Source organism: Kosakonia sp. S57 (assembly GCF_016516575.1).
In the GTDB taxonomy this organism is placed as follows: Bacteria; Pseudomonadota; Gammaproteobacteria; order Enterobacterales; family Enterobacteriaceae; genus Kosakonia; species Kosakonia cowanii.
In genome coordinates this window covers 65638-87425 of record NZ_JACVUL010000021.1, presented here as the reverse complement: position 1 = coordinate 87425, position 21788 = coordinate 65638, and the positions used below count along the sequence as shown (strand labels likewise).

General features: G+C 57.7%; 16 protein-coding genes. 9 read left to right on the top strand and 7 right to left on the bottom strand.

Going from position 1 to position 21788, the window contains the following annotated elements:
- Positions 1-38: 38 nt before the first annotated feature.
- From argH to argC, 3 genes are all read right to left on the bottom strand, one after another.
- On the bottom strand, positions 39-1412 hold the full coding sequence (argH, locus tag IAE48_RS18845) for an argininosuccinate lyase (protein WP_124970919.1): 1374 nt from the start codon (positions 1410-1412) through the stop codon (positions 39-41).
- Positions 1413-1487: 75 nt separating this feature from the next.
- Positions 1488-2264, bottom strand: coding sequence for an acetylglutamate kinase (argB, locus tag IAE48_RS18840; RefSeq protein ID WP_124970922.1), 777 nt, complete (start codon positions 2262-2264; stop codon positions 1488-1490).
- A gap of 13 nt (positions 2265-2277) precedes the next feature.
- A complete protein-coding gene (gene argC, locus IAE48_RS18835) occupies positions 2278-3282 on the bottom strand; it encodes an N-acetyl-gamma-glutamyl-phosphate reductase (protein WP_200135254.1) in 1005 nt (334 codons plus the stop codon).
- A 170-nt stretch (positions 3283-3452) separates the two neighbouring features.
- Here argC and argE point away from each other — a divergent pair, with 170 nt between their 5' ends.
- From argE to fsa, 5 genes are all read left to right on the top strand, one after another.
- Positions 3453-4604 (top strand): acetylornithine deacetylase, encoded by a 1152-nt coding sequence (gene argE / locus IAE48_RS18830; RefSeq protein WP_023479340.1) that lies wholly within the window; start codon positions 3453-3455, stop codon positions 4602-4604.
- A 253-nt stretch (positions 4605-4857) separates the two neighbouring features.
- Positions 4858-7509: a phosphoenolpyruvate carboxylase gene (gene ppc, locus IAE48_RS18825; protein WP_076768841.1), complete on the top strand. Its 2652-nt coding sequence runs from the start codon at positions 4858-4860 to the stop codon at positions 7507-7509.
- Between the two features lie 226 nt (positions 7510-7735).
- A complete protein-coding gene (locus tag IAE48_RS18820) occupies positions 7736-9469 on the top strand; it encodes a phosphoethanolamine transferase CptA (protein WP_200135253.1) in 1734 nt (577 codons plus the stop codon).
- 81 nt (positions 9470-9550) lie between these two features.
- On the top strand, positions 9551-10396 hold the full coding sequence (locus IAE48_RS18815; RefSeq protein WP_200135252.1) for a helix-turn-helix transcriptional regulator: 846 nt from the start codon (positions 9551-9553) through the stop codon (positions 10394-10396).
- 214 nt (positions 10397-10610) lie between these two features.
- Entirely contained in the window at positions 10611-11273 is a 663-nt protein-coding gene (fsa, locus tag IAE48_RS18810; RefSeq protein WP_200135251.1) for a fructose-6-phosphate aldolase, read from the top strand.
- A gap of 11 nt (positions 11274-11284) precedes the next feature.
- Here the strand turns inward: fsa and metF are convergent, their stop codons facing one another.
- From metF to metB, 3 genes are all read right to left on the bottom strand, one after another.
- Positions 11285-12187 carry a methylenetetrahydrofolate reductase gene (gene metF, locus IAE48_RS18805; RefSeq protein ID WP_094422560.1) on the bottom strand — a complete coding sequence of 301 codons (903 nt, stop codon included), beginning with the start codon at positions 12185-12187 and terminating at the stop codon, positions 11285-11287.
- A 204-nt stretch (positions 12188-12391) separates the two neighbouring features.
- On the bottom strand, positions 12392-14824 hold the full coding sequence (locus IAE48_RS18800; protein ID WP_200135250.1) for a bifunctional aspartate kinase/homoserine dehydrogenase II: 2433 nt from the start codon (positions 14822-14824) through the stop codon (positions 12392-12394).
- Between the two features lie 2 nt (positions 14825-14826).
- Positions 14827-15987 carry a cystathionine gamma-synthase gene (metB, locus tag IAE48_RS18795; RefSeq protein ID WP_094422562.1) on the bottom strand — a complete coding sequence of 387 codons (1161 nt, stop codon included), beginning with the start codon at positions 15985-15987 and terminating at the stop codon, positions 14827-14829.
- A gap of 262 nt (positions 15988-16249) precedes the next feature.
- Between metB and metJ the strand changes: the two genes are divergently transcribed.
- Positions 16250-16567 carry a met regulon transcriptional regulator MetJ gene (metJ, locus tag IAE48_RS18790; protein WP_023479337.1) on the top strand — a complete coding sequence of 106 codons (318 nt, stop codon included), beginning with the start codon at positions 16250-16252 and terminating at the stop codon, positions 16565-16567.
- Positions 16568-16874: 307 nt separating this feature from the next.
- On the opposite strand, the gene rpmE is transcribed toward metJ, so the two are convergent.
- Positions 16875-17087, bottom strand: coding sequence for a 50S ribosomal protein L31 (rpmE, locus tag IAE48_RS18785; RefSeq protein WP_023479344.1), 213 nt, complete (start codon positions 17085-17087; stop codon positions 16875-16877).
- Between the two features lie 207 nt (positions 17088-17294).
- Here rpmE and priA point away from each other — a divergent pair, with 207 nt between their 5' ends.
- From priA to ftsN, 3 genes are all read left to right on the top strand, one after another.
- Complete coding sequence (priA, locus tag IAE48_RS18780; RefSeq protein ID WP_200135249.1) at positions 17295-19487, top strand: primosomal protein N'; 2193 nt, start codon at positions 17295-17297, stop codon at positions 19485-19487.
- A 124-nt stretch (positions 19488-19611) separates the two neighbouring features.
- Positions 19612-20637, top strand: a complete 1026-nt coding sequence (gene cytR / locus IAE48_RS18775) for a DNA-binding transcriptional regulator CytR (protein WP_042717055.1) — start codon at positions 19612-19614, stop codon at positions 20635-20637.
- 96 nt (positions 20638-20733) lie between these two features.
- Positions 20734-21723 (top strand): cell division protein FtsN, encoded by a 990-nt coding sequence (gene ftsN, locus IAE48_RS18770; protein ID WP_124970956.1) that lies wholly within the window; start codon positions 20734-20736, stop codon positions 21721-21723.
- Positions 21724-21788 lie beyond the last annotated feature (65 nt).

The following is a 21788-nucleotide window of genomic DNA, read 5'->3' as shown; positions in this document are numbered from 1 at the left end:
CGGCGTTACGCCAGGCTCACTCTGTTTCCACGCTTATCTCACACCAGGCGCGCTTTCGCTTCAGCAATCGCCCGCGCTACCTGCGTCGGGGAAACGCCCCCTTTCGCCGCGCGTTTATCCAGGCACGATTGCAGGGCAAGGATCGGGTAGACATCGTCGCCAATCACCGCACTAAACTGTTGCAGGTCGGCAAGCGCCAGCTCCTCCAGCGGTTTACCCTGACGAATCGCCTCTACCACAGCCTCACCCACAATATGGTGCGCTTCGCGGAACGGCACGCCTTTGGCGACCAGATAATCTGCCAGCTCGGTCGCATTCGCGTAACCCTGCTGCGCCGCTTCCTGGCAGCGTGGGCGCTTCACCTGAATACCGTCCAGCACCAGCGTCGCCATATGCAGGCAGTCAAGCCAGGTATCGAGCGCGTCGAACAGCCCCTCTTTATCTTCCTGCATATCTTTGTTGTAGGCCAACGGCAGCCCTTTCAGCGTCATCATCATGCCGGTCAGCGCGCCCTGAACACGGCCGCACTTGCCGCGGATCAGCTCCAGCGCATCCGGGTTTTTCTTCTGCGGCATCAGCGATGAGCCGGAAGTAACGCGATCGGAAAGCTCAACGAAACCCGCTTCGCCGGAGTTGAAGAAGATCAGATCTTCAGCAAAACGCGACAGGTGCACCATGCCAATCGAGGCATCGGAGAGCAGTTCAAGCACGTGATCGCGATCGGAGACGCTGTCGAGGCTGTTACGGGTAGCCGACGCAAAACCTAACCAGCCCGCCAGCTGTTCGCGATCGATCTCATAGGCAGTGCCCGCCAGCGCGCCGCAGCCCAGCGGGCTGACATCCAGGCGCTTCAGCGCATCCTGCAAACGGCTCTCATCGCGGGCCAGCATCTCAACGTAGGCCAAAGACCAGTGCGCAAAAGTGACCGGCTGGGCGCGTTGCAGGTGCGTATAGCCCGGCATGACGGCGTCCTGATTGTTCTCTGCGGTCACTACCAGCGCACTCTGCAACTGGCGGTTGGCCAGCAGCAGTTCACTGATAGTCTCTTTGCACCACAGTTTTAAATCCGTCGCGACCTGATCATTACGGCTGCGCCCGGTGTGCAATTTCTTGCCCAGCTGGCCCACTTTGTCGATCAGCTTCCCTTCCACCCAGCTGTGAATATCTTCCGCATCGCTTTGCAGGATCTGCTCCGGGTTGGCGCGCACCTCTTCCAGCAGGGTGTTCAGCGCCTCTTCCAGCTGCTGCTGCTCGGCTTCCGTCATCACGCCAACGGTGACTAACGCTTTGGACCAGGCCACAGAGCCAACGATATCCTGCTCCGCCAGGCGGTAGTCAAAGCGCAAAGAGTCGTTGAACTGTTTGAACCGTTGATCCGCTGCCTGAGTAAAACGCCCGCCCCAAAGTGCCATAATATGCTTCCTTCTTTTTCTACGTTTTGCCGGATGGCGCCTGCGCTTACCCGGCCTACATAAGTGTGTCTTTGATTAAGCCAGAATACGCGTGCCGATCGGCGTGCCGTTAAACAGTGCCGGCAGTTGCTCGGCGTGACGCCAGGAGGCGATATCCACCGGACGACCCAGCGTGCGCGCTGCATCGAGCGCCGCATTCACTTTCACGATCATGCCATCGGTAATAATGCCCTGCGCAATCAGCTGCTCTGCTTTAGCCGCGGTCATCTCGGCGATGCGCTGGCCTTTGCCATCAAGAATGCCGCTCACGTCGGAGAGCAGAATCAGATCCGCGCCAAGGGTCGCCGCCAGCGCTGTTGCTGCCTGATCGGCGTTAACGTTCATCAGCTTGCCTTCATCGGTCACGCCGATGGAGCTGACGACCGGTAGGAAACCGCCCTCCAGCAGGGTGTTAATCAGCTTCGGCGAGCCCGGCTGCGCTAAACCGACATGGCCAAGCTCTTCATCCAGCTGGGTAACGCTGACGCTGTCGCCATCGCCGAGGAACAGACCAACCGAGGCGATATGGTGTTTCTTCGCCCACGCCAGCAGCGTTTTGTTGGCGGTGCCCGCCAGCGCGCCGGTAATGATGTCAATCTGATCGGCAGGCGTCACGCGCAGGCCATTCTTCTTCTTCACCGGCAGATTGAGCTGCTTCATTAACTCATCCACTACGCAGCCGCCGCCGTGAACGATCACCAGCGGGCGCTGATGGGCTTCGCGGTACTGCACCAGGGCGGTAAACAAACGCTCCAGCGCTTCTTCGCTATCCAGCAGTACGCCACCGAGCTTAATAATTAATGGATTCATCATCACGCCTGTTCGATTAGATAAGAGACTGGGTTTCAGCATAGCCGAAACGAATATTGGCACACTGCATCGCCTGCGCCGCCGCGCCTTTCAGCAGGTTATCTTCCGTCGCCACCACAATCAGGTGCTCGCCCTGCACGGCAAAGCCGATATCGCAGAATGGCAGGCCGACCACGTTTTTCAGCGCCGGGACACCTTTTTCATACAGACGCACCAGCGGTTTACCGTCGTAAGCCTGTTTAAACACGGCGGCGATTTGCGCATGGGTCACGCCCGGTTTTAAGCGGCAGGTGATGGTTTCCAGGATCCCACGCGGGAAGCTTGCCAGATGCGGCGTGAAGATCACGTCCGTACCGAGGTGCGTGGCGATTTCCGGGTGGTGGCGATGGTTGAAGATGCCGTACGGTTGCAGGCTCACTTCGCAGAAGCTGTTGGAGAGCGCGGCTTTGCGCCCTGCTCCGCTAACGCCGCTGGTGGCGTTGATCACCGGCCACTGATTAAGATCCAGCAGGCCCGCATCGATCAGCGGTTTTAACGAGAGCTGCGCCGCCGTCGGGTAGCAACCCGGCACGGCAACCAGCTGCGCCTCTTTGATTTTGTCATGGTTCCACTCCGCCAGGCCGTAGACCGCTTTTTCGAGCAGGTCGGCATGCTGATGGGTAAAGCCATAGAAGGTTTCATAAAACGCGGGATCGTTCACGCGGAACGCGCCGGAGAGATCGAACACCACGCAGCCAGCCGCCAGGCAATCTGGTGCTAAATCGTGGCTCACTTCGTGGGCGGTTGCGAGGAACACCACATCCACACCGGTCAGAAAATCCTTGATATCGGCCATCGGCTGCAGCGGCAAATCGACAATGCCCTTCAGCTGCGGATGTAAATCGGAGAGACATTTTCCTGCATCATTACTTTGCGCAGAAACCGTCAAAGCGGTTATGTTCATATGAGGATGGCGATTTACATAGGACACAAGTTCTGCGCCGGCGTAACCGCTGGCACCCACAATTAATGTGTTCAACATCGGTGCGGTCTACCTTCTTACGTCATGTTCGGATCTGGAAGGGTGCGTTCTCCCTCCCGCGTCGCTGAGCAAAGTCGCCTTACGGGTTCCCATACGCTCAACATTATTGTATTTTTATGCACATTTACTGCATGAATATTGATACTATCACGAACTCAGGTATGTCAACAATGAAAATGAATTTGCCGCCATTTATCGAGATCTACCGCGCCCTGATTGCCACTCCGTCGATCAGCGCAACGGAAGAAGCGCTCGATCAGAGTAATGCGTCTTTAATCAATCTGCTGGCAGGATGGTTTGGCGATCTTGGGTTTACTGTTGAAGTGCAGCCGGTACCCGGCACACGTAACAAATTCAATATGCTTGCCAGCGTCGGTAGCGGCGCGGGCGGGCTGTTATTAACCGGTCATACGGACACCGTGCCGTTTGACGACGGGCGCTGGACGCGCGATCCCTTCACCCTGACCGAGCACGACAACAAGCTCTACGGCCTTGGCACCGCGGATATGAAGGGCTTCTTCGCCTTTATTCTTGATGCCCTGCGTGACGTCGATGTGACAAAACTGAGCAAGCCGCTCTACATCCTCGCCACCGCCGATGAAGAGACCAGCATGGCGGGCGCGCGCTACTTCTCTGAGAATACGCAGCTGCGCCCGGATTGCGCGATTATTGGCGAGCCGACCTCACTGCAGCCGGTTCGCGCCCATAAAGGCCATATCTCCAACGCCATTCGCATTCTTGGTCAGTCCGGCCACTCGAGCGATCCGGCGCGCGGCGTTAACGCCATTGAACTGATGCACGATGCCATCGGCCATATCCTGACCCTGCGCGACAACCTGAAAGAGCGTTATCACTACGAAGCGTTCACCGTTCCCTATCCGACGCTTAACCTCGGTCATATTCATGGTGGTGATGCGGCAAACCGTATCTGCGCCTGCTGTGAATTACATATGGATATTCGCCCGCTGCCGGGGATGACGCTTGACGATCTGAACGGTCTGCTTAATGAAGCGCTGGAGCCGGTCAGTTCGCGCTGGCCGGGCCGCCTGAATGTCTTTGAACTCCATCCGCCAATCCCCGGTTATGAATGCCCGCCGGATCATCAACTGGTTGAAGTGGTGGAAAAACTGCTCGGCGTCGAAACGGAGGTGGTGAACTACTGCACCGAAGCGCCGTTTATCCAGACGCTCTGCCCGACGCTGGTCCTCGGCCCTGGCTCCATTAATCAGGCGCACCAACCGGATGAATACCTGGAAACGCGCTTTATTAAGCCAACGCGCGAGCTTATTACCCAGGTTGTGCACCATTTCTGTTGGCATTAAGCGCGACAAAACAGATGAATGTTCCCCTCTGCTGAGGGGATTTTTATGCGCCAAAATAGTGCATTTCATAAGCGAAACTTATCTGCAGCGAAGGGTGTTAACTTTCATAAATTCCCGTGATTTATTCGTTTGCTGAACCGATTTCGCCGCAATTGACGTAGTGAGTTTTACGTGGCTTTATAAAAGACGGTGTCTTATATCTGCTCAACGGCGGGTATAACAAAACAAAATGAGATGGGGTGTCTGGGGTAACATGAACGAACAATATTCCGCGTTGCGTAGTAATGTCAGTATGCTCGGCAAACTGCTGGGAGATACCATCAAGGATGCACTGGGCGAGAACATTCTCGACCGCGTCGAAACAATCCGTAAGCTGTCCAAATCTTCTCGCGCCGGCAACGAAACCGACCGCCAGGCACTGCTCACCACCCTGCAGAATCTCTCTAATGATGAGCTGCTGCCGGTGGCCCGCGCATTCAGCCAGTTTCTGAATCTGGCGAATACCGCCGAGCAGTACCACAGCATTTCAGCGAAAGGCGAAGCGGCCAGCAACCCGGAAGTGATTGCCCGCACCATCAGAAAGCTGAAAGACCAACCTCATCTCAACGAATCCACCATTATTAATGCGATTGAATCGCTGTCGCTGGAGCTGGTACTGACCGCGCACCCGACGGAGATTACGCGTCGGACCCTGATCCACAAGATGGTGGAAGTGAACGCCTGTTTAAAACAGCTCGATAACAGCGATATCGCCGATTATGAGCGCCACCAGCTGATGCGCCGTCTGCGCCAGCTGATCGCTCAGTCCTGGCACACCGATGAGATCCGCCGCAATCGCCCAAGCCCGGTTGATGAAGCGAAGTGGGGCTTTGCGGTAGTGGAAAACAGCCTGTGGGAAGGGGTACCAAACTACCTGCGTGAGCTGAACGAACAGCTGGAAGAGAATCTCAATTACAAGCTGCCGGTCGATTTTGTCCCGGTGCGCTTTACCTCCTGGATGGGCGGCGACCGCGACGGCAACCCTAACGTCACCGCCGATATCACCCGCCACGTTCTGCTGCTTAGCCGCTGGAAAGCGACCGATCTCTTCCTGAAAGATATCCAGCTGCTAATTTCCGAGCTGTCGATGGTTGAGTGTACCGACGAGCTGCGCGAGCTGGCCGGTGCCGAAGGCGCCCGCGAGCCGTATCGTTACCTGATGAAAAAGCTGCGCGGCGATCTGATCGCGACGCAGAGCTGGCTGGAAGCGCGCCTGAAAGGGCAGAAGCTGCCGAAGCCTGCCGGGCTGCTGACGCAAAACGAACAGCTGTGGGAGCCACTCTACGCCTGTTATAAATCTCTGCAGGCCTGCGGCATGGGTATTATCGCCAACGGCGAACTGCTTGATACCCTGCGCCGCGTGAAGAGTTTCGGCGTGCCTTTAGTGCGTATCGATATTCGCCAGGAGAGCACCCGCCACACCGAAGCGCTGGGCGAGCTGACCCGCTATCTCGGCATCGGCGATTACGAAAGCTGGTCAGAAGCCGACAAACAGGCCTTCCTGATCCGCGAGCTTAACTCCAAACGTCCATTACTGCCGCGCCAGTGGGAGCCAAGCGACGAAACCCGCGAAGTGCTCGATACCTGCCGGGTGATCGCCGAAGCGCCGCGCGGATCGATTGCCGCCTATGTGATCTCGATGGCGAAAACGCCGTCCGATGTGCTGGCCGTCCATCTACTGTTGAAAGAGGCCGGTATTGGCTTTGCGCTGCCGGTTGCGCCGCTGTTTGAAACCCTCGACGACCTGAACAATGCCAATGATGTGATGAGCCAGCTGCTCAATATCGACTGGTATCGCGGCTTTATTCAGGGCAAACAGATGGTGATGATTGGCTACTCTGACTCCGCGAAAGATGCGGGCGTGATGGCCGCCAGCTGGGCGCAGTACCAGGCTCAGGACGCATTGATCAAAACTTGTGAGAAAGCGGGCATTGAGCTGACGCTGTTCCACGGTCGCGGTGGATCTATCGGCCGCGGCGGCGCACCGGCGCACGCGGCGCTGCTCTCGCAACCCCCTGGCAGCCTGAAAGGCGGCCTGCGCGTCACCGAGCAGGGCGAGATGATCCGCTTTAAATATGGCCTGCCGGAAGTGACCATCAGCAGCCTCTCCCTCTATACCAGCGCAATTATGGAAGCCAACCTGCTGCCGCCGCCGGAGCCAAAAACCGAATGGCGTCACATCATGGATGAGCTGTCGGCCATCTCCTGCGAGATGTACCGCGGTTATGTGCGCGAAAACAAAGACTTTGTGCCCTACTTCCGCTCGGCAACGCCGGAGCAGGAGCTGGGCAAGCTGCCGCTGGGTTCACGCCCGGCAAAACGTCGCCCAACCGGCGGCGTCGAGTCGCTGCGCGCTATTCCGTGGATCTTCGCCTGGACGCAGAACCGCCTGATGCTGCCGGCCTGGCTCGGCGCGGGTGCGGCACTGCAAAAAGTGGTGGAAGATGGCAAACAGAGCGAACTGGAAGCGATGTGCCGCGACTGGCCCTTCTTCTCCACGCGTCTTGGCATGCTGGAGATGGTCTTCTCGAAAGCGGATCTATGGCTGGCAGAGTATTACGATCAGCGCCTGGTGAAACCGGAGCTGTGGCCGCTGGGCAAAGAGCTGCGTAAGCTGCTGGCGGCTGATATCAAAGTGGTGCTGGATATCGCCAACGACTCCCATCTGATGGCCGATCTGCCGTGGATTGCTGAATCTATCCAGCTACGTAACATCTACACCGACCCGCTCAACGTGCTGCAAGCCGAGCTGCTGCAACGCTCACGTCTGGCAGAAGAGCAGCAAAAAGAGCCTGATAGCCGCGTCGAGCAGGCGCTGATGGTGACCATCGCTGGCGTCGCCGCCGGGATGCGCAACACCGGCTAATCTTCTCGCGTTAGTTTTGTTAACTGATTGCAGCATTTTTATCTTTTGGGTAAAAATGCTGCAAATTTTGGTTGTCATCTATCCTTCACATTCCTTATATTCCTCGCGAAATTCTCACATCCTGGTGAGTCTTCACCACAATAAACCCGCCTGAATAGTGACATTCAGGTTTGCTTAAGCTTTAGCCGCTATGTTTTAGCGCTATTTATTCGCACAGGCACTTCGTATGCGCTCCACACAATCTCATGCTAAACAATCGTTTAGTATGAAAGCCCTTGGATGGGCTCTGCTCTATTTTTGGTACTTCTCCACGGTTCTGCAGGTCGCTATCCTGGTTAGCGGATACAGCGGCACCAACGGTTTTCGCGACTCCATTCTCTTCAGCTCGCTATGGTTAATCCCGGTCTTCCTCTTCCCACGCTATACGCGCGCCATCGCGGCGGCTATTGGCGTGGTGCTGTGGGCTACCTCGCTGTCGATGCTCTCCTACTACGTCATCTACGGGCAGGAGTTCTCGCAGAGCGTGTTGTTTGTGATGTTCGAAACCAACACCCATGAAGCGAGCGAGTTTTTAGGGCAATACTTCAGCCTGAAGCTGGTGCTGATTGCGCTGGCCTACACTGCGGGCGCGATCTTCCTCTGGACTCGCCTGCGTCCGGTTTACATTCCTAACCCATGGCGCTGGGTCGTCTCGTTCGCCCTGCTGTATGGGCTGATCCTCAATCCGATTGCGATAAACATGCTGAAATATAAGCAGGATCTCGCTAAGGCTGCCTCAGGATTAGCCTCCAAGCTGGAGCCTGCCGCGCCGTGGCAGCTGGTGATGGGCTATGTGCAGTATCGTAACCAGTTGAGCAGCCTGAACAGACTGCTCGACAGCAACCACGCTCTGCCGCCGCTGGCAAACCTGAAAGATGAGTCGGGCGATGCGCCGCGCACGCTGGTGCTGGTGATTGGCGAATCGACGCAGCGTGGCCGCATGAGCCTGTATGGCTACCCGCGCGAAACCACGCCGGAGCTGGATGCGCTGCATAAAAGCGACCCGCGGATGAGCCTCTTTACTAACGTAGTGACTTCGCGCCCCTACACCATTGAGATCCTGCAACAGGCGCTGACGTTCGCCGATGAGCAGCATCCGGATCTCTATCTGACGCAGCCCTCGCTGATGAACATGATGAAGCAGGCCGGGTACAAAACCTTCTGGATCACTAACCAGCAGACGATGACCGAGCGCAACACCATGCTGACCGTCTTTTCAAAACAGACGGATGTGCAGTTCTATATGAACCAGCAGCGTACGCAGAGCGCCCGCGAATATGACACCAACGTGCTGAAGCCGTTTAAAACCGTGCTCGCCGATCCTGCGCCGAAGAAGTTCATCATTGTGCACCTGCTCGGCACGCATATTCGCTACGACTTCCGCTACCCACAGGGCTGGGGCAAGTTTACCGATAAGCACGACCATCAACCGCCGGGGCTGGATGCCGATCAATCGGAGACCTACAACAGCTATGACGATGCCAACCGCTTTAACGATCATGTTGTCTCCTCGCTGATTAATGATTACAAAGCAACCGACCCGAACGGCTTCCTGCTCTACTTCTCCGATCATGGCGAAGAGGTGTATGACACGCCGCCGCACAATATTCAGGGGCGTAACGAAGCGGAGCCCACGCGCCATATGTACACCATTCCGTTTATCCTCTGGACTTCGGATAAGTGGCAAGCGGCGCATCCGCGGGATTTCTCCGCCGACCTCAACCGCAAATACAGCAGCTCACAGCTGATCCACACCTGGTCGGATTTAGCAGGCCTGCGCTATGACGGCTATGACGCCACGCGCTCGGTGGTCAGCCCGCAGTTCGTTGAAGCGACGCGCTGGATCGGTAACCCGTATAAGAAAAATGCGTTACGGGATTACGACGCGCTGCCGTACGGCGATCTACCCGCCAACCAATAAGCGTGTAAAGCCATCCCATCGGGATGGCTTTTTTTTTAGCCTGGCGCTATGGTGAGCCTGTTTTTTTGTCGCAGGAACATCATGAGCCACGATATTGCGCCTCTCCTCTCCCGCCTGATCCACGGCCCGGCAACGCTCAGGCAGATCCGCTTTGCGGCGGTGAACGCAACCGCGCCTGCGCTTGCCTGCCAGGTCGACTTCCCGCGCCTTGAAATCGTGCTGGAGGGGGCGCTGACCGATGCGGCGATCGCCGGCGAGACAGCATTGATGATGCAATATGATGTGTTGTACGTTCCCGCTGGCGGCTGGAACTGCCCGCGCTGGCTGGCACCGGCCAGGAGCTTAAGCGTGCTGTTTGGCAAACAGCAGCTCTGCTTTAGCCTTACGCAGTGGGATGGCGAAGCGCTTCAGACGCTGACCCGGCAGCACGTAGCCCGGCGCGGCCCGCGTATAGGCTCCTTCCTGCTGCAAACGCTGCACGAGATGCAGATGCAGCCAGATGAGCAGCACACGGCGCGGTTGATTGTCACCAGCCTGCTGAGCCACTGCCACGATCTGCTCGGTAGCCAGATCCACACCGCATCGCGTAGCCAGGCGCTGTTTGAAGCCATTCGTGACTATATCGACGAACATTACGCCATGCCGCTCACCCGCGAGTCGGTCGCGCAGGCGTTCTACATTTCGCCCAACTACCTCTCCCATCTGTTCCAGAAAACCGGCGCTGTCGGCTTTAGTGAATATCTGACCCACACCCGGCTGGAGCATGCGAAAACGCTGCTTAAAGGCTACGACCTGAAAATCAAAGAGGTGGCGCACAGCTGCGGGTTTGTCGACAGCAACTACTTCTGCCGCCTGTTCCGTAAAAACACCGAACGCTCGCCCTCGGAGTATCGCCAGCACTACCATAGCCAGCTACGGGACAAGTAACTACGCTACTGGATTTTTGTACGCTTTTATACCCACTTCACTTCCATACTTCGCGTCTGAATCCCCTTTTCATCGGAGTGCACTGCATTTTGTGAGCGCTGTCGCACTTCATCCCGATGCGTACATTTGTCCAGTGTTTGGCAGAATTGTTATATAGCCGCCGCCGCCTCGCAGACCGTATGCTTTCGCCAGATCATACTGATGAGGAAGCAGGATGGAACTCTATCTGGATACGGCCGATATCGCGGAAGTGGAGCGCCTTGCGCGCATCTATCCGCTGGCTGGTGTCACCACCAACCCGAGCATTATTGCCGCTGGTAAAACCTCACTCTGGGAGGTTTTGCCGCGCCTGCAACAGGCAATAGGCGCGAACGGGACGCTCTTCGCCCAGGTGATGAGCCGCGATGCCGAGGGCATGGTGAGCGAGGCGAAAAGGCTTCACCACACGCTGCCGGGTATTGTGGTTAAAATCCCGGTGACGGGCGAAGGGCTGGCGGCGATTAAACAGTTGAAAAAAGAGGGGATCGTGACGCTAGGTACAGCGGTCTATAGCGCGGCGCAGGGTTTACTGGCGGCGCTGGCCGGGGCCAAATATGTCGCGCCCTATGTTAACCGCGTCGATGCGCAGGGCGGCGATGGTGTGCGCATGGTGCAGGAGCTACAAACCTTGCTGAGTTTGCATGCGCCGGAGAGTAAGGTGCTGGCGGCAAGCTTCAAAACCCCGCGCCAGGCGCTCGACTGTCTGCTCGCCGGGTGCGGGGCGATTACCCTGCCGGTCGATGTGGCGAAGCAGATGCTCAATACGCCCGCCGTTGAATCCGCCGTCGAGAAGTTCGAGCAGGATTGGCAAAGCGCGTTTGGCAGCCTGAGCCTGTAATTTTCCGCGTACTAAACGGCAACGTTACAGGCCGGGCGCACGCCGAGGGTGTGGCAAATGGCATAGCTCATTTCGGCGCGGTTCAGGGTGTAGAAGTGAAAATCTTTAACCCCTTCACGGCTGAGGATCTTCACCATATCCATCGCGATATTCGCGCCGACCAGCTTGCGGGTTTCCGCATCGTCATCCAGCCCGGCGAACATTTGCGACATCCATGCCGGGATACGCACGTTGGTCATGTCGGCGAACTTTTTCGCCTGCTTAAAGTTAGAGACCGGCAGAATGCCGGGGATGATCTCGACGTCGATACCGGTTGAGGCGCAGCGATCGCGAAAGCGCAGGTAGCTCTCAACATCGAAGAAAAATTGCGTGATGGCGCGGCTGGCGCCCGCATCGACTTTACGTTTCAGGTTGAGCAAGTCGGCCTGCGCGCTTTTCGCTTCCGGGTGCACTTCCGGGTAAGCAGCGACGGAGATATCAAAATCCGCCACCTCTTTTAACAGGCTCACCAGATCGGCGGCATACATTTCAGGCTTACCGCCGCCCGGCGGTAAATCGCCGCGCAGGGCAACGATATGGCGAATGCCGTTGTTCCAGTAATCCTGCGCGATGGTGCGCAGTTCATCGCGGGTGGCGTCGATGCAGGTCAGATGCGGCACCGCTTCCAGCCCGGTGCGATCTTTAATCCCTTTGATAATGCTGTGTGTACGGTCGCGTTCGCCGGAGTTCGCGCCGTAGGTGACCGAAACGAATTTCGGCTTCAGGCTGCTTAAGCGATCGATGGAGTTCCATAAGGTCTGTTCCATTTCACTGGTGCGCGGCGGGAAAAACTCAAAGGAGACGTTAATCTGGCCGTGAACTTCCGCCAGGCTCTGATTCAGGGCTTCCCGCTGATTGGCGTGAAAAAAGCTCATACCTTACCTCATCAATCACAAGTCATTATTCAGGGTGAGCGAACTTCTATACGTTTAGACGTCCAGATGTAAAAATGACGGAAATCGTACAAAGCGTCAACAGAAATATCTCGATTATGCGTGAGGAGTTTTCAGCGAAGATGAAAAAGATTCATGAGGCGGGAAAACTCCCCTCCCGGCGCGGGAGAGGAGTTGCAGCGAGGATTACAGCAGCTGTGCGAGGCGGTTAATATCGGACTGAATAGCGCCCGCGGTGACATCACGGCCTGCACCCGGCCCACGGATCACCATCGGGTTATCGCGATACCAGCGGCTCTCAATAGCAAAGACGTTATCGCACGGCAGCAGCGCGGCAAGCGGATGCTCCGGGCGCACCGCTTCAACGCCAACACGCGCTTTGCCATTGGCATCGAAACGGGCGACGTAACGCAGCACCAGACCCAGCTCGCGGGCGGCTTCAAGGCGCTGGAGCATCTGCTCATTTAACGCTTCGCCATTCTCAAAGAAGTGATCGACGGATTCTGCTTCGCAGCCCGGCGGCACCAGCGACTCGACGCGCACCTGATCCGGCTCGATGTCATACCCCGCTTCGCGGGCAAGGATCACCAGCTTGCGCATCACATCTTTACCGGAGAGATCGACGCGCGGGTCCGGCTCGGTCAGCCCCTGCTGCCACGCCTGATCCACCAGCTCGGTGAAGGGCACGCTGCCATCAAACTGCAGGAACAGCCAGGAGAGCGTACCGGAGAAGATACCGCTTATCGCCAGAATCGAATCGCCGCTGTCGCGCAGATCGCGCACGGTGTGGTTAACCGGCAGACCCGCGCCGACGGTGGCGTTATAGAGCCAGTGGCGGCCGGTTTTTTCAAAGGCGTCATGGATCTGGCGGAAGCGATCGCTTTTGCTCGCGCCCGCCAGCTTGTTGGCGCTGATGACATGGAAACCGTGGCTGGCGAAATCGAGATACTGCTCCGCAAGCTGCTCGCTGGCGGTGACATCCAGCACCACTAAATCATCATACGGATGGGCGCGCATCCACAGGAACAGCGACTCCTCATACTGCTCTACCGCTTCGTCATTGAAGAAAGCAAGCGCGCGGCTGGCATCCAGCCCGTCGTAGCTCAACAGGCTGCGGCGGCTATCAACCACGCCTGCCAGCACAAACTCAAACCCGGTGCGCGCAGAGAGCGCACTCTGCTCGCGGGAGAAGAGCTCAAGCCAGCGCGAGCCGATATTACCTTTACCAAACAGCACCAGACCAATGCGTTTTTCCGCGCGGAACAGCGACTGGTGCAGGCCCTGGATCAGGCTTTCGGTCGGGCCGACGCGCAGCACGGCCACCAGGCTGATCCCTTCGTCCGATTGCCAGATAAACTCGACCGGCTGCCCTTTTAACTGCTGCCAGAAGCGGTGGCTGTGCAGCGGATTGCGGCATACGCCCGCGCCGACCATCGCCACCAGCGCCAGCCCCTGGCGTAAACGCAGCTCGCCCGGCAGACCCGCCTCATCAAGCAGTTTAAAGACGCTGTCGACCACTTCGGAGGTGTAGCAGAGTTGCAGCAGATTGCGGTCAGCGTGAACACCGACCGCCAGCGGACGCACCTGCGCGCGCTTGAGAATAATGTCGATCTCTCTGTGCGCCAGCTTGAAGTCCTGCCCTGACGGCACGAGGAACTCAATCAGGCAGACATCATCATGGCTGGTAACAATGCGCGCCCCGGTGCCGGAAGCGAGCACGCGCTCAATGCGCGTTGAACCCTGTTCGGGGTTGTAGCTGCAACGCAGTTGCAGATCGATATTGCTGCCGGAAACCGGCTGTAACGTGCGGGCATGCAGTACCGGTGCGGCAAGGCGCGCCAGCTCGCTCGCTTCATCCAGACGCAACAGCGGCAGCAGACAGGCATCTTTCACTTTGCGCGGGTCGGCGCTGTAGACCCCGGCGACGTCGCTCCAGATGGTCACGCGCGAAACATCGCCCAGCGCACCGATCTGCGTTGCCGAGTAGTCGGAACCGTTACGGCCAAGCAGCACGGTTTCGCCCGCGTCGTTGCGGCTGATAAAGCCGGTCACCACAATTCGTTTACCCGGATGCTGCGCCAGCTGCTGCTGGAGTAAAGGGTACGAGGCCCCTTCATTGACCTGCGGCTGCGCGCTGCGCTCGGCGCGGAGGAAATCGCGGGCATCGAGCCAGGTGGCGTCCAGCTCTTGCTGATTCAGCACCGCTGCCATCAAGCGCGCGGACCAGATTTCACCATGCCCCACCACTTCGGCATAAACAGCATCGTTGATGCCGCTGTCGAGCAGCGCGGCGAGGTGCTCCAGATCGTGAATAAAGGCGCTGGTCAGGCCATCGGCTACATCGGCAGGTAACAGGCCGTTAATTAATTCGAGCTGATAGCGGCGCAGCGATTGCTGCACCTGATGCGCAGAGAGGCGATCGGTCTGGCTCAGTTTAAGCCAGCTAATCAACTGGTTGGTGGTGCTGCCGGCGGCCGAAACCACCATCATGTCGCCCGGCTGCGAGTACTCCGCCATGATCCCTGCTACGCGCAGATAACACTTCACATCCGCCAGACTACTGCCACCAAATTTGTGCAGCTGACGAGCCTTCGTCCCTGCCTGCGCAATCACACTCATGTTTACCCCTCAGCGGCGATCCGGAAGCCATTTTCCAGATCGGCAATCAAATCTTCACTATCTTCAATACCGGTTGAGATGCGCAGCAGCGTCTCACCGATCCCGGCGGCGGCGCGTGCTTCCGGCGCCATGCCCGCGTGGGTCATGGTCGCGGCGTGGGAGATTAAACTCTCAACCCCGCCTAACGATTCCGCCAGTGTAAACAGCGACAGTCCGCTCAGGAAACGACGCAGCGTCTGCTCATCGCCAGCCAGTTCAAAACTCAACATCGCGCCAAAGCCCTTTTGCTGACGCGCCGCAATCTCATGCCCCTGGTTATCAGGCAGAGAGGGATGGTACAGCTTTTTCACCAGCGGCTGAGTCTGCAAAAAGTCGACAATCGCCTGTGCGTTACGCTGCGCCACTTCCATGCGCGGCGACAGGGTGCGCAGCCCGCGCAGCAGCAAATAGCTGTCGAAGGCACTGCCGGTGACGCCAATATTATTCGCCCACCATGCCAGTTCGGTGACGGTCGCCTCATCCTTCGCAATCACCACGCCGGCTACCACATCGGAGTGCCCGTTGAGGTATTTGGTGCAGGAGTGCAGCACCAGATCCGCCCCCAGCGCCAGCGGGTTTTGCAATGCCGGGCTCAGGAAGGTGTTATCCACCACGCTTACCGCCCCCGCTTCCCGCGCAAGCCCACAGATTTTCGCAATATCTACGACGCGCAACAATGGGTTACTTGGAGTTTCTACCAGCACCAGCTTCGGTTTTTCCGCCAGCGCCGCTCTCAGCGCCTGCTCATCGCCCTGATCGACAAACTTCACGCGGTAGCAGCCGCGTTTCGCCAGGCTATCAAACAGACGATAGCTGCCGCCGTAACAGTCGTGCGGCGCCACCAGCAGATCGCCAGGCTTAAGGAACACCGTGGTCACCAGGTGAATTGCCGACATGCCGGTATTGGTCATCACCGCGCCCGCACCGCCCTCCAGCTCCGCCAGCGCGCGCTGCACCACATCACGCGTGGGATTGCCGCGACGCGAGTAGTCGTGGGCGCGAGGTTCGTTAAAACCGGTGAAGTTATAGGTACTGGAGAGGTGAATCGGGGGGACAACGCAACCGTACTGTTCGTCATCGTTCAATCCGCTACGCACTGCGATGGTGGCCTGTTTACGCGTCATGGTGAAGGCTTCCTGGCTTAATGGATGAAAAGTCAGGTCACAGAGTAAACACTGGAATAATAGACGTCAATACATCTGGACATCTAAACTTCTTTGCGTATAGATTGAGCAATCGCATAATAGCCGTTAAAATTATATGCTTTCGTACGATATTGCAGAGCGATACACGGTGTCACCCCGATGACTCTACGGTAAACTACGCGCAATTACGGCCCGGCGCGACCGGGTATAGATCAATGACTGAGAGGATTAAAGGTATCTCATGGCTGAATGGAGCGGCGAATATATCAGCCCATACGCTGAGCACGGCAAGAAGAGTGAGCAAGTAAAAAAAATTACGGTGTCCATTCCTCTTAAGGTGTTAAAAATCCTCACCGATGAACGTACCCGTCGTCAGGTGAATAACCTGCGCCACGCCACCAACAGCGAACTGCTGTGCGAGGCGTTTTTACATGCGTTCACCGGCCAGCCTTTGCCGAATGATGAAGACCTGCGCAAGGAGCGCAGCGATGAGATCCCGGAAGAGGCGAAAGTGATTATGCGTGAAATGGGCATCGACCCGGATACGTGGGAATACTGATTGCAATAAAAAGGGCGGAAATTATATTCCGCCCTTTTTAACTTATCGCACCTGCTTATCAGAAACGCGTCACTTCCGGATGCACTTCTGCCAGTGAGAGCAGGTAAGACATAAATACGTTTTTCATTGCTGTCAGCATACAAATGATCCTTTTACGCTCAAATAGTGTGAGGAGATGTATGGCGACAGAATATGCCTGTTTTTTGACCAGAGCAATATTTTTGTGAAGCTCATCACAAAAATACTCCCCCTGAGGCAAACCGCAGAGACAAAAAAAGCGCCTTTCGGCGCTTTTTTCTTTGGCAACTTACTTGCTGCCCGGGATGCTGAAGCGTTTGTTGAAACGGTCAACACGGCCACCAGTTGCAACATCACGCTGCTTACCGGTGAAGAACGGGTGGCATTTACCACACACGTCCAGGTTCAGATCGTGACCCAGAGTAGAGTGGGTTTCGATCACGTTACCGCAAGAACAGGTTGCAGTAATCGCTACGTAATTCGGGTGAATACCTTTTTTCATGGGGAAACCTCAGTTTAAGGCCGCGTCGCTCTTCCAGCCCTAACGCCAGACACCACGCGAGTTGATATGTAAGTGAATCTCTGACGCCGCAATGAGCATCAAAGGCGGCGAATCATACAGAAATTAACCAGCGTATGCAAACTGATCCGCTCGACCGTCTTAACAATGTGTATACTAACCCGCCACTTTTCAAGTCAGGATGATGAAATGCCCGTCGCCCACGTTGCGCTCTCTGTACCGCTGCCCCGCACTTTCGATTACCTGCTGCCGGAGGGAACCCCCGCCAGCGCCGGTTTTCGCGTGCGCGTGCCGTTCGGTAACCAGACCCGCGTCGGGATTGTGGTGGCGGTCAGCGACAAAAGCGAGTTACCGCTGGCAGAGCTGAAAAGCGTCGAAGAGGTGCTCGACAGCGAGCCCGCCTTCTCAACGCCCGTCTGGCGGATGCTGCTCTGGGCGGCTGACTATTATCATCATCCAATTGGCGATGTGTTATTCAATGCCCTGCCCGTTCTGCTGCGCCAGACCAAACCGGCCAGCGCCGAGTTTCAGGGCTACTGGTTCGCCACCGAACAGGGGCAGGCAACCGACATCAACCGCATCAAGTCGCCAAAACAGCAGCAGGCGTTATCGGCGCTGCGCAAAGGCAAAGTGTGGCAGCATCAGCTAGCGGCGTTAGATCTGAAAAGCGTGACCCTGCAAGCGCTGCGCGCAAAAGGGCTGGTGGAGATGAACAGCGAAGCACCGACGTTTACGGACTGGCGCAGCACCTTTTCCGTCAGCGGCGATCGTCTGCGGCTCAATACCGAACAGGCCACCGCCGTCGGCGCGATCCACAGCGCAGCAGATCGCTTCTCTGCCTGGCTGCTGGCGGGCGTCACCGGCTCTGGCAAAACGGAAGTCTATCTGAGCGTGCTGGAAAATGTGCTCGAACAGGGCAAACAGGCGCTGGTGATGGTGCCGGAAATTGGCCTGACGCCGCAAACCATCGCCCGTTTTCGCGAGCGGTTTAATGCTCCCGTTGAAGTGCTGCACTCTGGCCTTAACGACAGCGAACGCCTGACCACCTGGCAGAAAGCAAAAAGCGGTGAAGCGGCGATTGTCATCGGTACGCGCTCCTCGCTCTTCACCCCTTTTAAAAACCTTGGCGTAATCGTCATCGATGAGGAGCATGACAGCTCCTATAAACAGCAGGAGGGGTGGCGCTACCATGCGCGCGATCTGGCTGTTTACCGTGCGCACAGCGAGCAGATCCCGATAATCCTCGGTTCGGCGACGCCGGCGCTGGAGACGCTGCACAACGTGCGGGCGCGGAAATACCACATGCTGCGGCTGACCCGCCGCGCAGGCAACGCACGTCCGGCGATGCAGCACGTGCTGGATATGAAAGCCCAGCCGCTGCAGGCGGGGCTGGCCCCTGCCTTAATCAACCGCTTGCGCCAGCATCTGCAAGCAGGCAACCAGGCGATCCTTTTCCTTAACCGACGAGGTTTCGCCCCGGCGCTGCTCTGCCATGATTGCGGCTGGATCGCCGAGTGCGCGCGCTGCGATCACTACTACACCTTCCACCAGGCGCAGCAGCATCTGCGTTGCCACCACTGCGACAGCCAGCGCCCGGTGCCGCGCCAGTGTCCGTCGTGCGGCTCCACGCACCTGCTGCCGGTTGGGCTTGGTACCGAACAACTGGAGCAGGCGCTGGCTCCGCTGTTTCCCGGCGTGCCGATTTCGCGCATCGACCGCGACACCACCAGCCGCAAGGGCGCGCTGGAGCAACATCTTGCTGAAGTACACCGCGGCGGCGCGCGCATTCTGATCGGCACCCAGATGCTCGCCAAAGGACACCACTTTCCGGATGTCACGCTGGTAGCATTGCTCGATGTTGACGGCGCGCTCTTTTCCGCCGACTTCCGCGCAGCAGAGCGCTTTGCTCAGCTCTATACCCAGGTTTCCGGCCGCGCCGGACGCGCAGGCAAACAGGGCGAAGTGGTGCTGCAAACGCACCACCCGGAACATCCGCTGCTGCAAACGCTGCTGCATAAAGGCTACGACACCTTTGCCGAGCAGGCGCTGGCCGAGCGCCAGACGCTGCAACTCCCGCCGTGGACCAGCCATGTGCTGATCCGTGCGGAAGATCAGAACAACCAGCATGCCCCCCTCTTCCTGCAACAGCTGAAAAACCTGCTGCAGGCGAGCCCGCTGGCAGATAACCAACTCTGGATCCTCGGCCCGGTTCCGGCGCTGGCGGCCAAGCGCGCCGGGCGCTACCGCTGGCAAATCCTGTTACAACACCCCTCCCGCATTCGCCTGCAACACATTGTGCATGGCGCGCTGGCGCTGATTAACACCCTGCCCGATGCCCGACGCGTAAAATGGGTACTGGATGTCGATCCGATCGAAAGCTAATGCTGCGAGCCAGCGCGTAAAATAGAATGCCCGTCACACTTTTTGTGAAATTTCTGTAACCGATGCGCTTAACTATCTGATAAAAATGTGACTACGCCTGCGCCGTGCATGCGAGGAGAATAAGGTGAAACCGAAAAATCAGGTTGCGGCAGCAACCATGAAAGATGTTGCCATGAAAGCAAAGGTTTCTACGGCAACCGTATCTCGTGCATTAATGAACCCGGAAAAAGTGTCACAGGCGACCCGCAACCGGGTTGAGCAGGCCGCCATGGAAGTGGGCTATCTGCCGCAGTCGATGGGCCGCAATGTGAAGCGCAATGAGTCCCGTACCCTGCTGGTGATTGTGCCGGATATCTGCGATCCCTTCTTCAGTGAGATTATCCGCGGCATCGAAGTGACCGCTGCGGAGCATGGCTACCTGGTACTGATTGGCGACTGCGCCCATCAAAATCAGCAGGAAAAGACCTTTATCGATCTGATCATCACCAAGCAAATTGATGGCATGCTGCTGCTCGGTTCACGTCTGCCGTTTGACGCCAGCATTGAAGAGCAGCGCAATTTACCGCCGATGGTGATGGCTAATGAGTTCGCGCCGGAGCTGGAGCTGCCGACGGTGCACATCGACAACCTGACGGCGGCCTTTAATGCCGTCTCTTATCTGCAGGAGCAGGGGCATCAGCTTATTGGCTGTATCGCCGGGCCGGAAGAGATGCCGCTCTGCCACTACCGCTTGCAGGGTTACGTGCAGGCGTTGCGCCGCGCGGGTGCGACGGTGGATAAGGAGTATATTACGCGCGGTGATTTTACCTTCGAAGCCGGAGCGCAGGCGCTGGAGCAGCTTCTCTCCCTGCCGAAACCGCCGACGGCTCTCTTCTGCCATAGCGATGTGATGGCGCTTGGCGCACTGTCGCAGGCAAAACGCCGGGGCCTGAAGGTGCCGGAGGATCTGTCGATTATCGGCTTTGATAACATCTCGCTGGCAGAGTATTGCGACCCGCCGCTCACTACCGTTGCGCAGCCGCGCTACGACATTGGGCGCGAAGCGATGCTGCTTTTGCTGGAGCAGTTGCAGGGCCACACGGTGAGCAGCGGCTCGCGACTATTAGATTGTGAATTAATCCTGCGTGGCTCAACGCGCGCGCTAACGTAAAGGCGGGGGCTTTCGGACGCCCTCTTCTGGTCAAAACCCCGTCGCTTAAGTAACATGGCGGGCTGTTAAACGAATTATGAATACAGCGAAACGATAGTGGCCCAACGAGATTATGTACGCCGCAGCCAGTCGACTCCTGCGCGGCGAAAGAAGAGCACCTCAAAGAAAAAGCAGCGCAGCGCGCCTGCGGTCTCGCCAGCAATGGTCGCGATAGCGGCCGCCGTGCTGGTCGCCTTTATCGGTGGTTTGTACTTTATTACGCATCATAAGAAAGAAGAGTCAGAATCCCTGCAGAACCAGAAAGTGACCGGTAACGGCCTGCCGCCGAAGCCGGAAGAGCGCTGGCGCTATATTAAAGAGCTGGAGAGCCGCCAGCCTGGCGTACGCGCGCCGACCGAGCCGACGGCCGGGGGCGAAGTGCAAAAACCGGAGCAGTTAACCGATGAGCAGCGCCAGCTGTTAGCCCAGATGCAGGCAGATATGCGCCAGACGCCGACGCAGCTCAATGAGGTGCCGTGGAACGAGCAGACGCCGGAGCAGCGCCAGCAAACGTTGCAGCGTCAGCGCCAGGTTCAGCAGATGCAGCAACAACAGCAGCAGTCTCAGTGGACGCAAAGCCAGCCGGTTCAGCAACCACGTACGCAGCCGCGCACCGTAGAACAGCAACCTGCGCGCGTCGCCACGCCGCCGCGCCAGACGCAGCAAGCGCAGCAGAAACCGGCCACCAATTCGCAGCCCTATCAGGATCTGCTGCAAACACCGCCGCACAGCAACGCCGCGCAGCCGAAAACGCAGCAGGCCGCGCCGGTAACGCGCGAAGCGGAAACGGCGAAGGCGCAGCCGACAGAGAAAAAAGATGAGCGTCGCTGGCTGATCCAGTGCGGCTCGTTCAAAGGCCAGGAGCAGGCGGAAACCGTCCGCGCGCAGCTGGCGTTTGAGGGCTTTGACTCACGCATCACCAGCAATAATGGCTGGAATCGCGTTGTGATGGGCCCGCTGAAAGGCAAAGAGAGCGCCGAAGCCACCCTCGGCAAGCTGAAACTGGCCGGTCACGCAAACTGCATTCGACTTTCCGCCGGGGGTTGAAACCCCCAAAATCTCCCCCATCTATAAATGCATTCTGCCCCGTACGCTGTGCGGGGCGCTGTATG

Excerpts from the sequence above, each read along its gene's own strand:
- IAE48_RS18815 (WP_200135252.1), top strand. The coding sequence starts at position 9,551 with ATGAGCCACGATATTGCGCCTCTCCTCTCCCGCCTGATCCACGGCCCG.
- metF (WP_094422560.1), bottom strand. The coding sequence starts at position 12,187 with ATGAGCTTTTTTCACGCCAATCAGCGGGAAGCCCTGAATCAGAGCCTG.
- IAE48_RS18800 (WP_200135250.1), bottom strand. The coding sequence starts at position 14,824 with ATGAGTGTGATTGCGCAGGCAGGGACGAAGGCTCGTCAGCTGCACAAA.
- argB (WP_124970922.1), bottom strand. The coding sequence starts at position 2,264 with ATGATGAATCCATTAATTATTAAGCTCGGTGGCGTACTGCTGGATAGC.
- priA (WP_200135249.1), top strand. The coding sequence starts at position 17,295 with ATGCCCGTCGCCCACGTTGCGCTCTCTGTACCGCTGCCCCGCACTTTC.
- argE (WP_023479340.1), top strand. The coding sequence starts at position 3,453 with ATGAAAATGAATTTGCCGCCATTTATCGAGATCTACCGCGCCCTGATT.
- fsa (WP_200135251.1), top strand. The coding sequence starts at position 10,611 with ATGGAACTCTATCTGGATACGGCCGATATCGCGGAAGTGGAGCGCCTT.
- IAE48_RS18820 (WP_200135253.1), top strand. The coding sequence starts at position 7,736 with ATGCGCTCCACACAATCTCATGCTAAACAATCGTTTAGTATGAAAGCC.
- metB (WP_094422562.1), bottom strand. The coding sequence starts at position 15,987 with ATGACGCGTAAACAGGCCACCATCGCAGTGCGTAGCGGATTGAACGAT.
- metJ (WP_023479337.1), top strand. The coding sequence starts at position 16,250 with ATGGCTGAATGGAGCGGCGAATATATCAGCCCATACGCTGAGCACGGC.
- argH (WP_124970919.1), bottom strand. The coding sequence starts at position 1,412 with ATGGCACTTTGGGGCGGGCGTTTTACTCAGGCAGCGGATCAACGGTTC.
- rpmE (WP_023479344.1), bottom strand. The coding sequence starts at position 17,087 with ATGAAAAAAGGTATTCACCCGAATTACGTAGCGATTACTGCAACCTGT.
- argC (WP_200135254.1), bottom strand. The coding sequence starts at position 3,282 with ATGTTGAACACATTAATTGTGGGTGCCAGCGGTTACGCCGGCGCAGAA.
- ppc (WP_076768841.1), top strand. The coding sequence starts at position 4,858 with ATGAACGAACAATATTCCGCGTTGCGTAGTAATGTCAGTATGCTCGGC.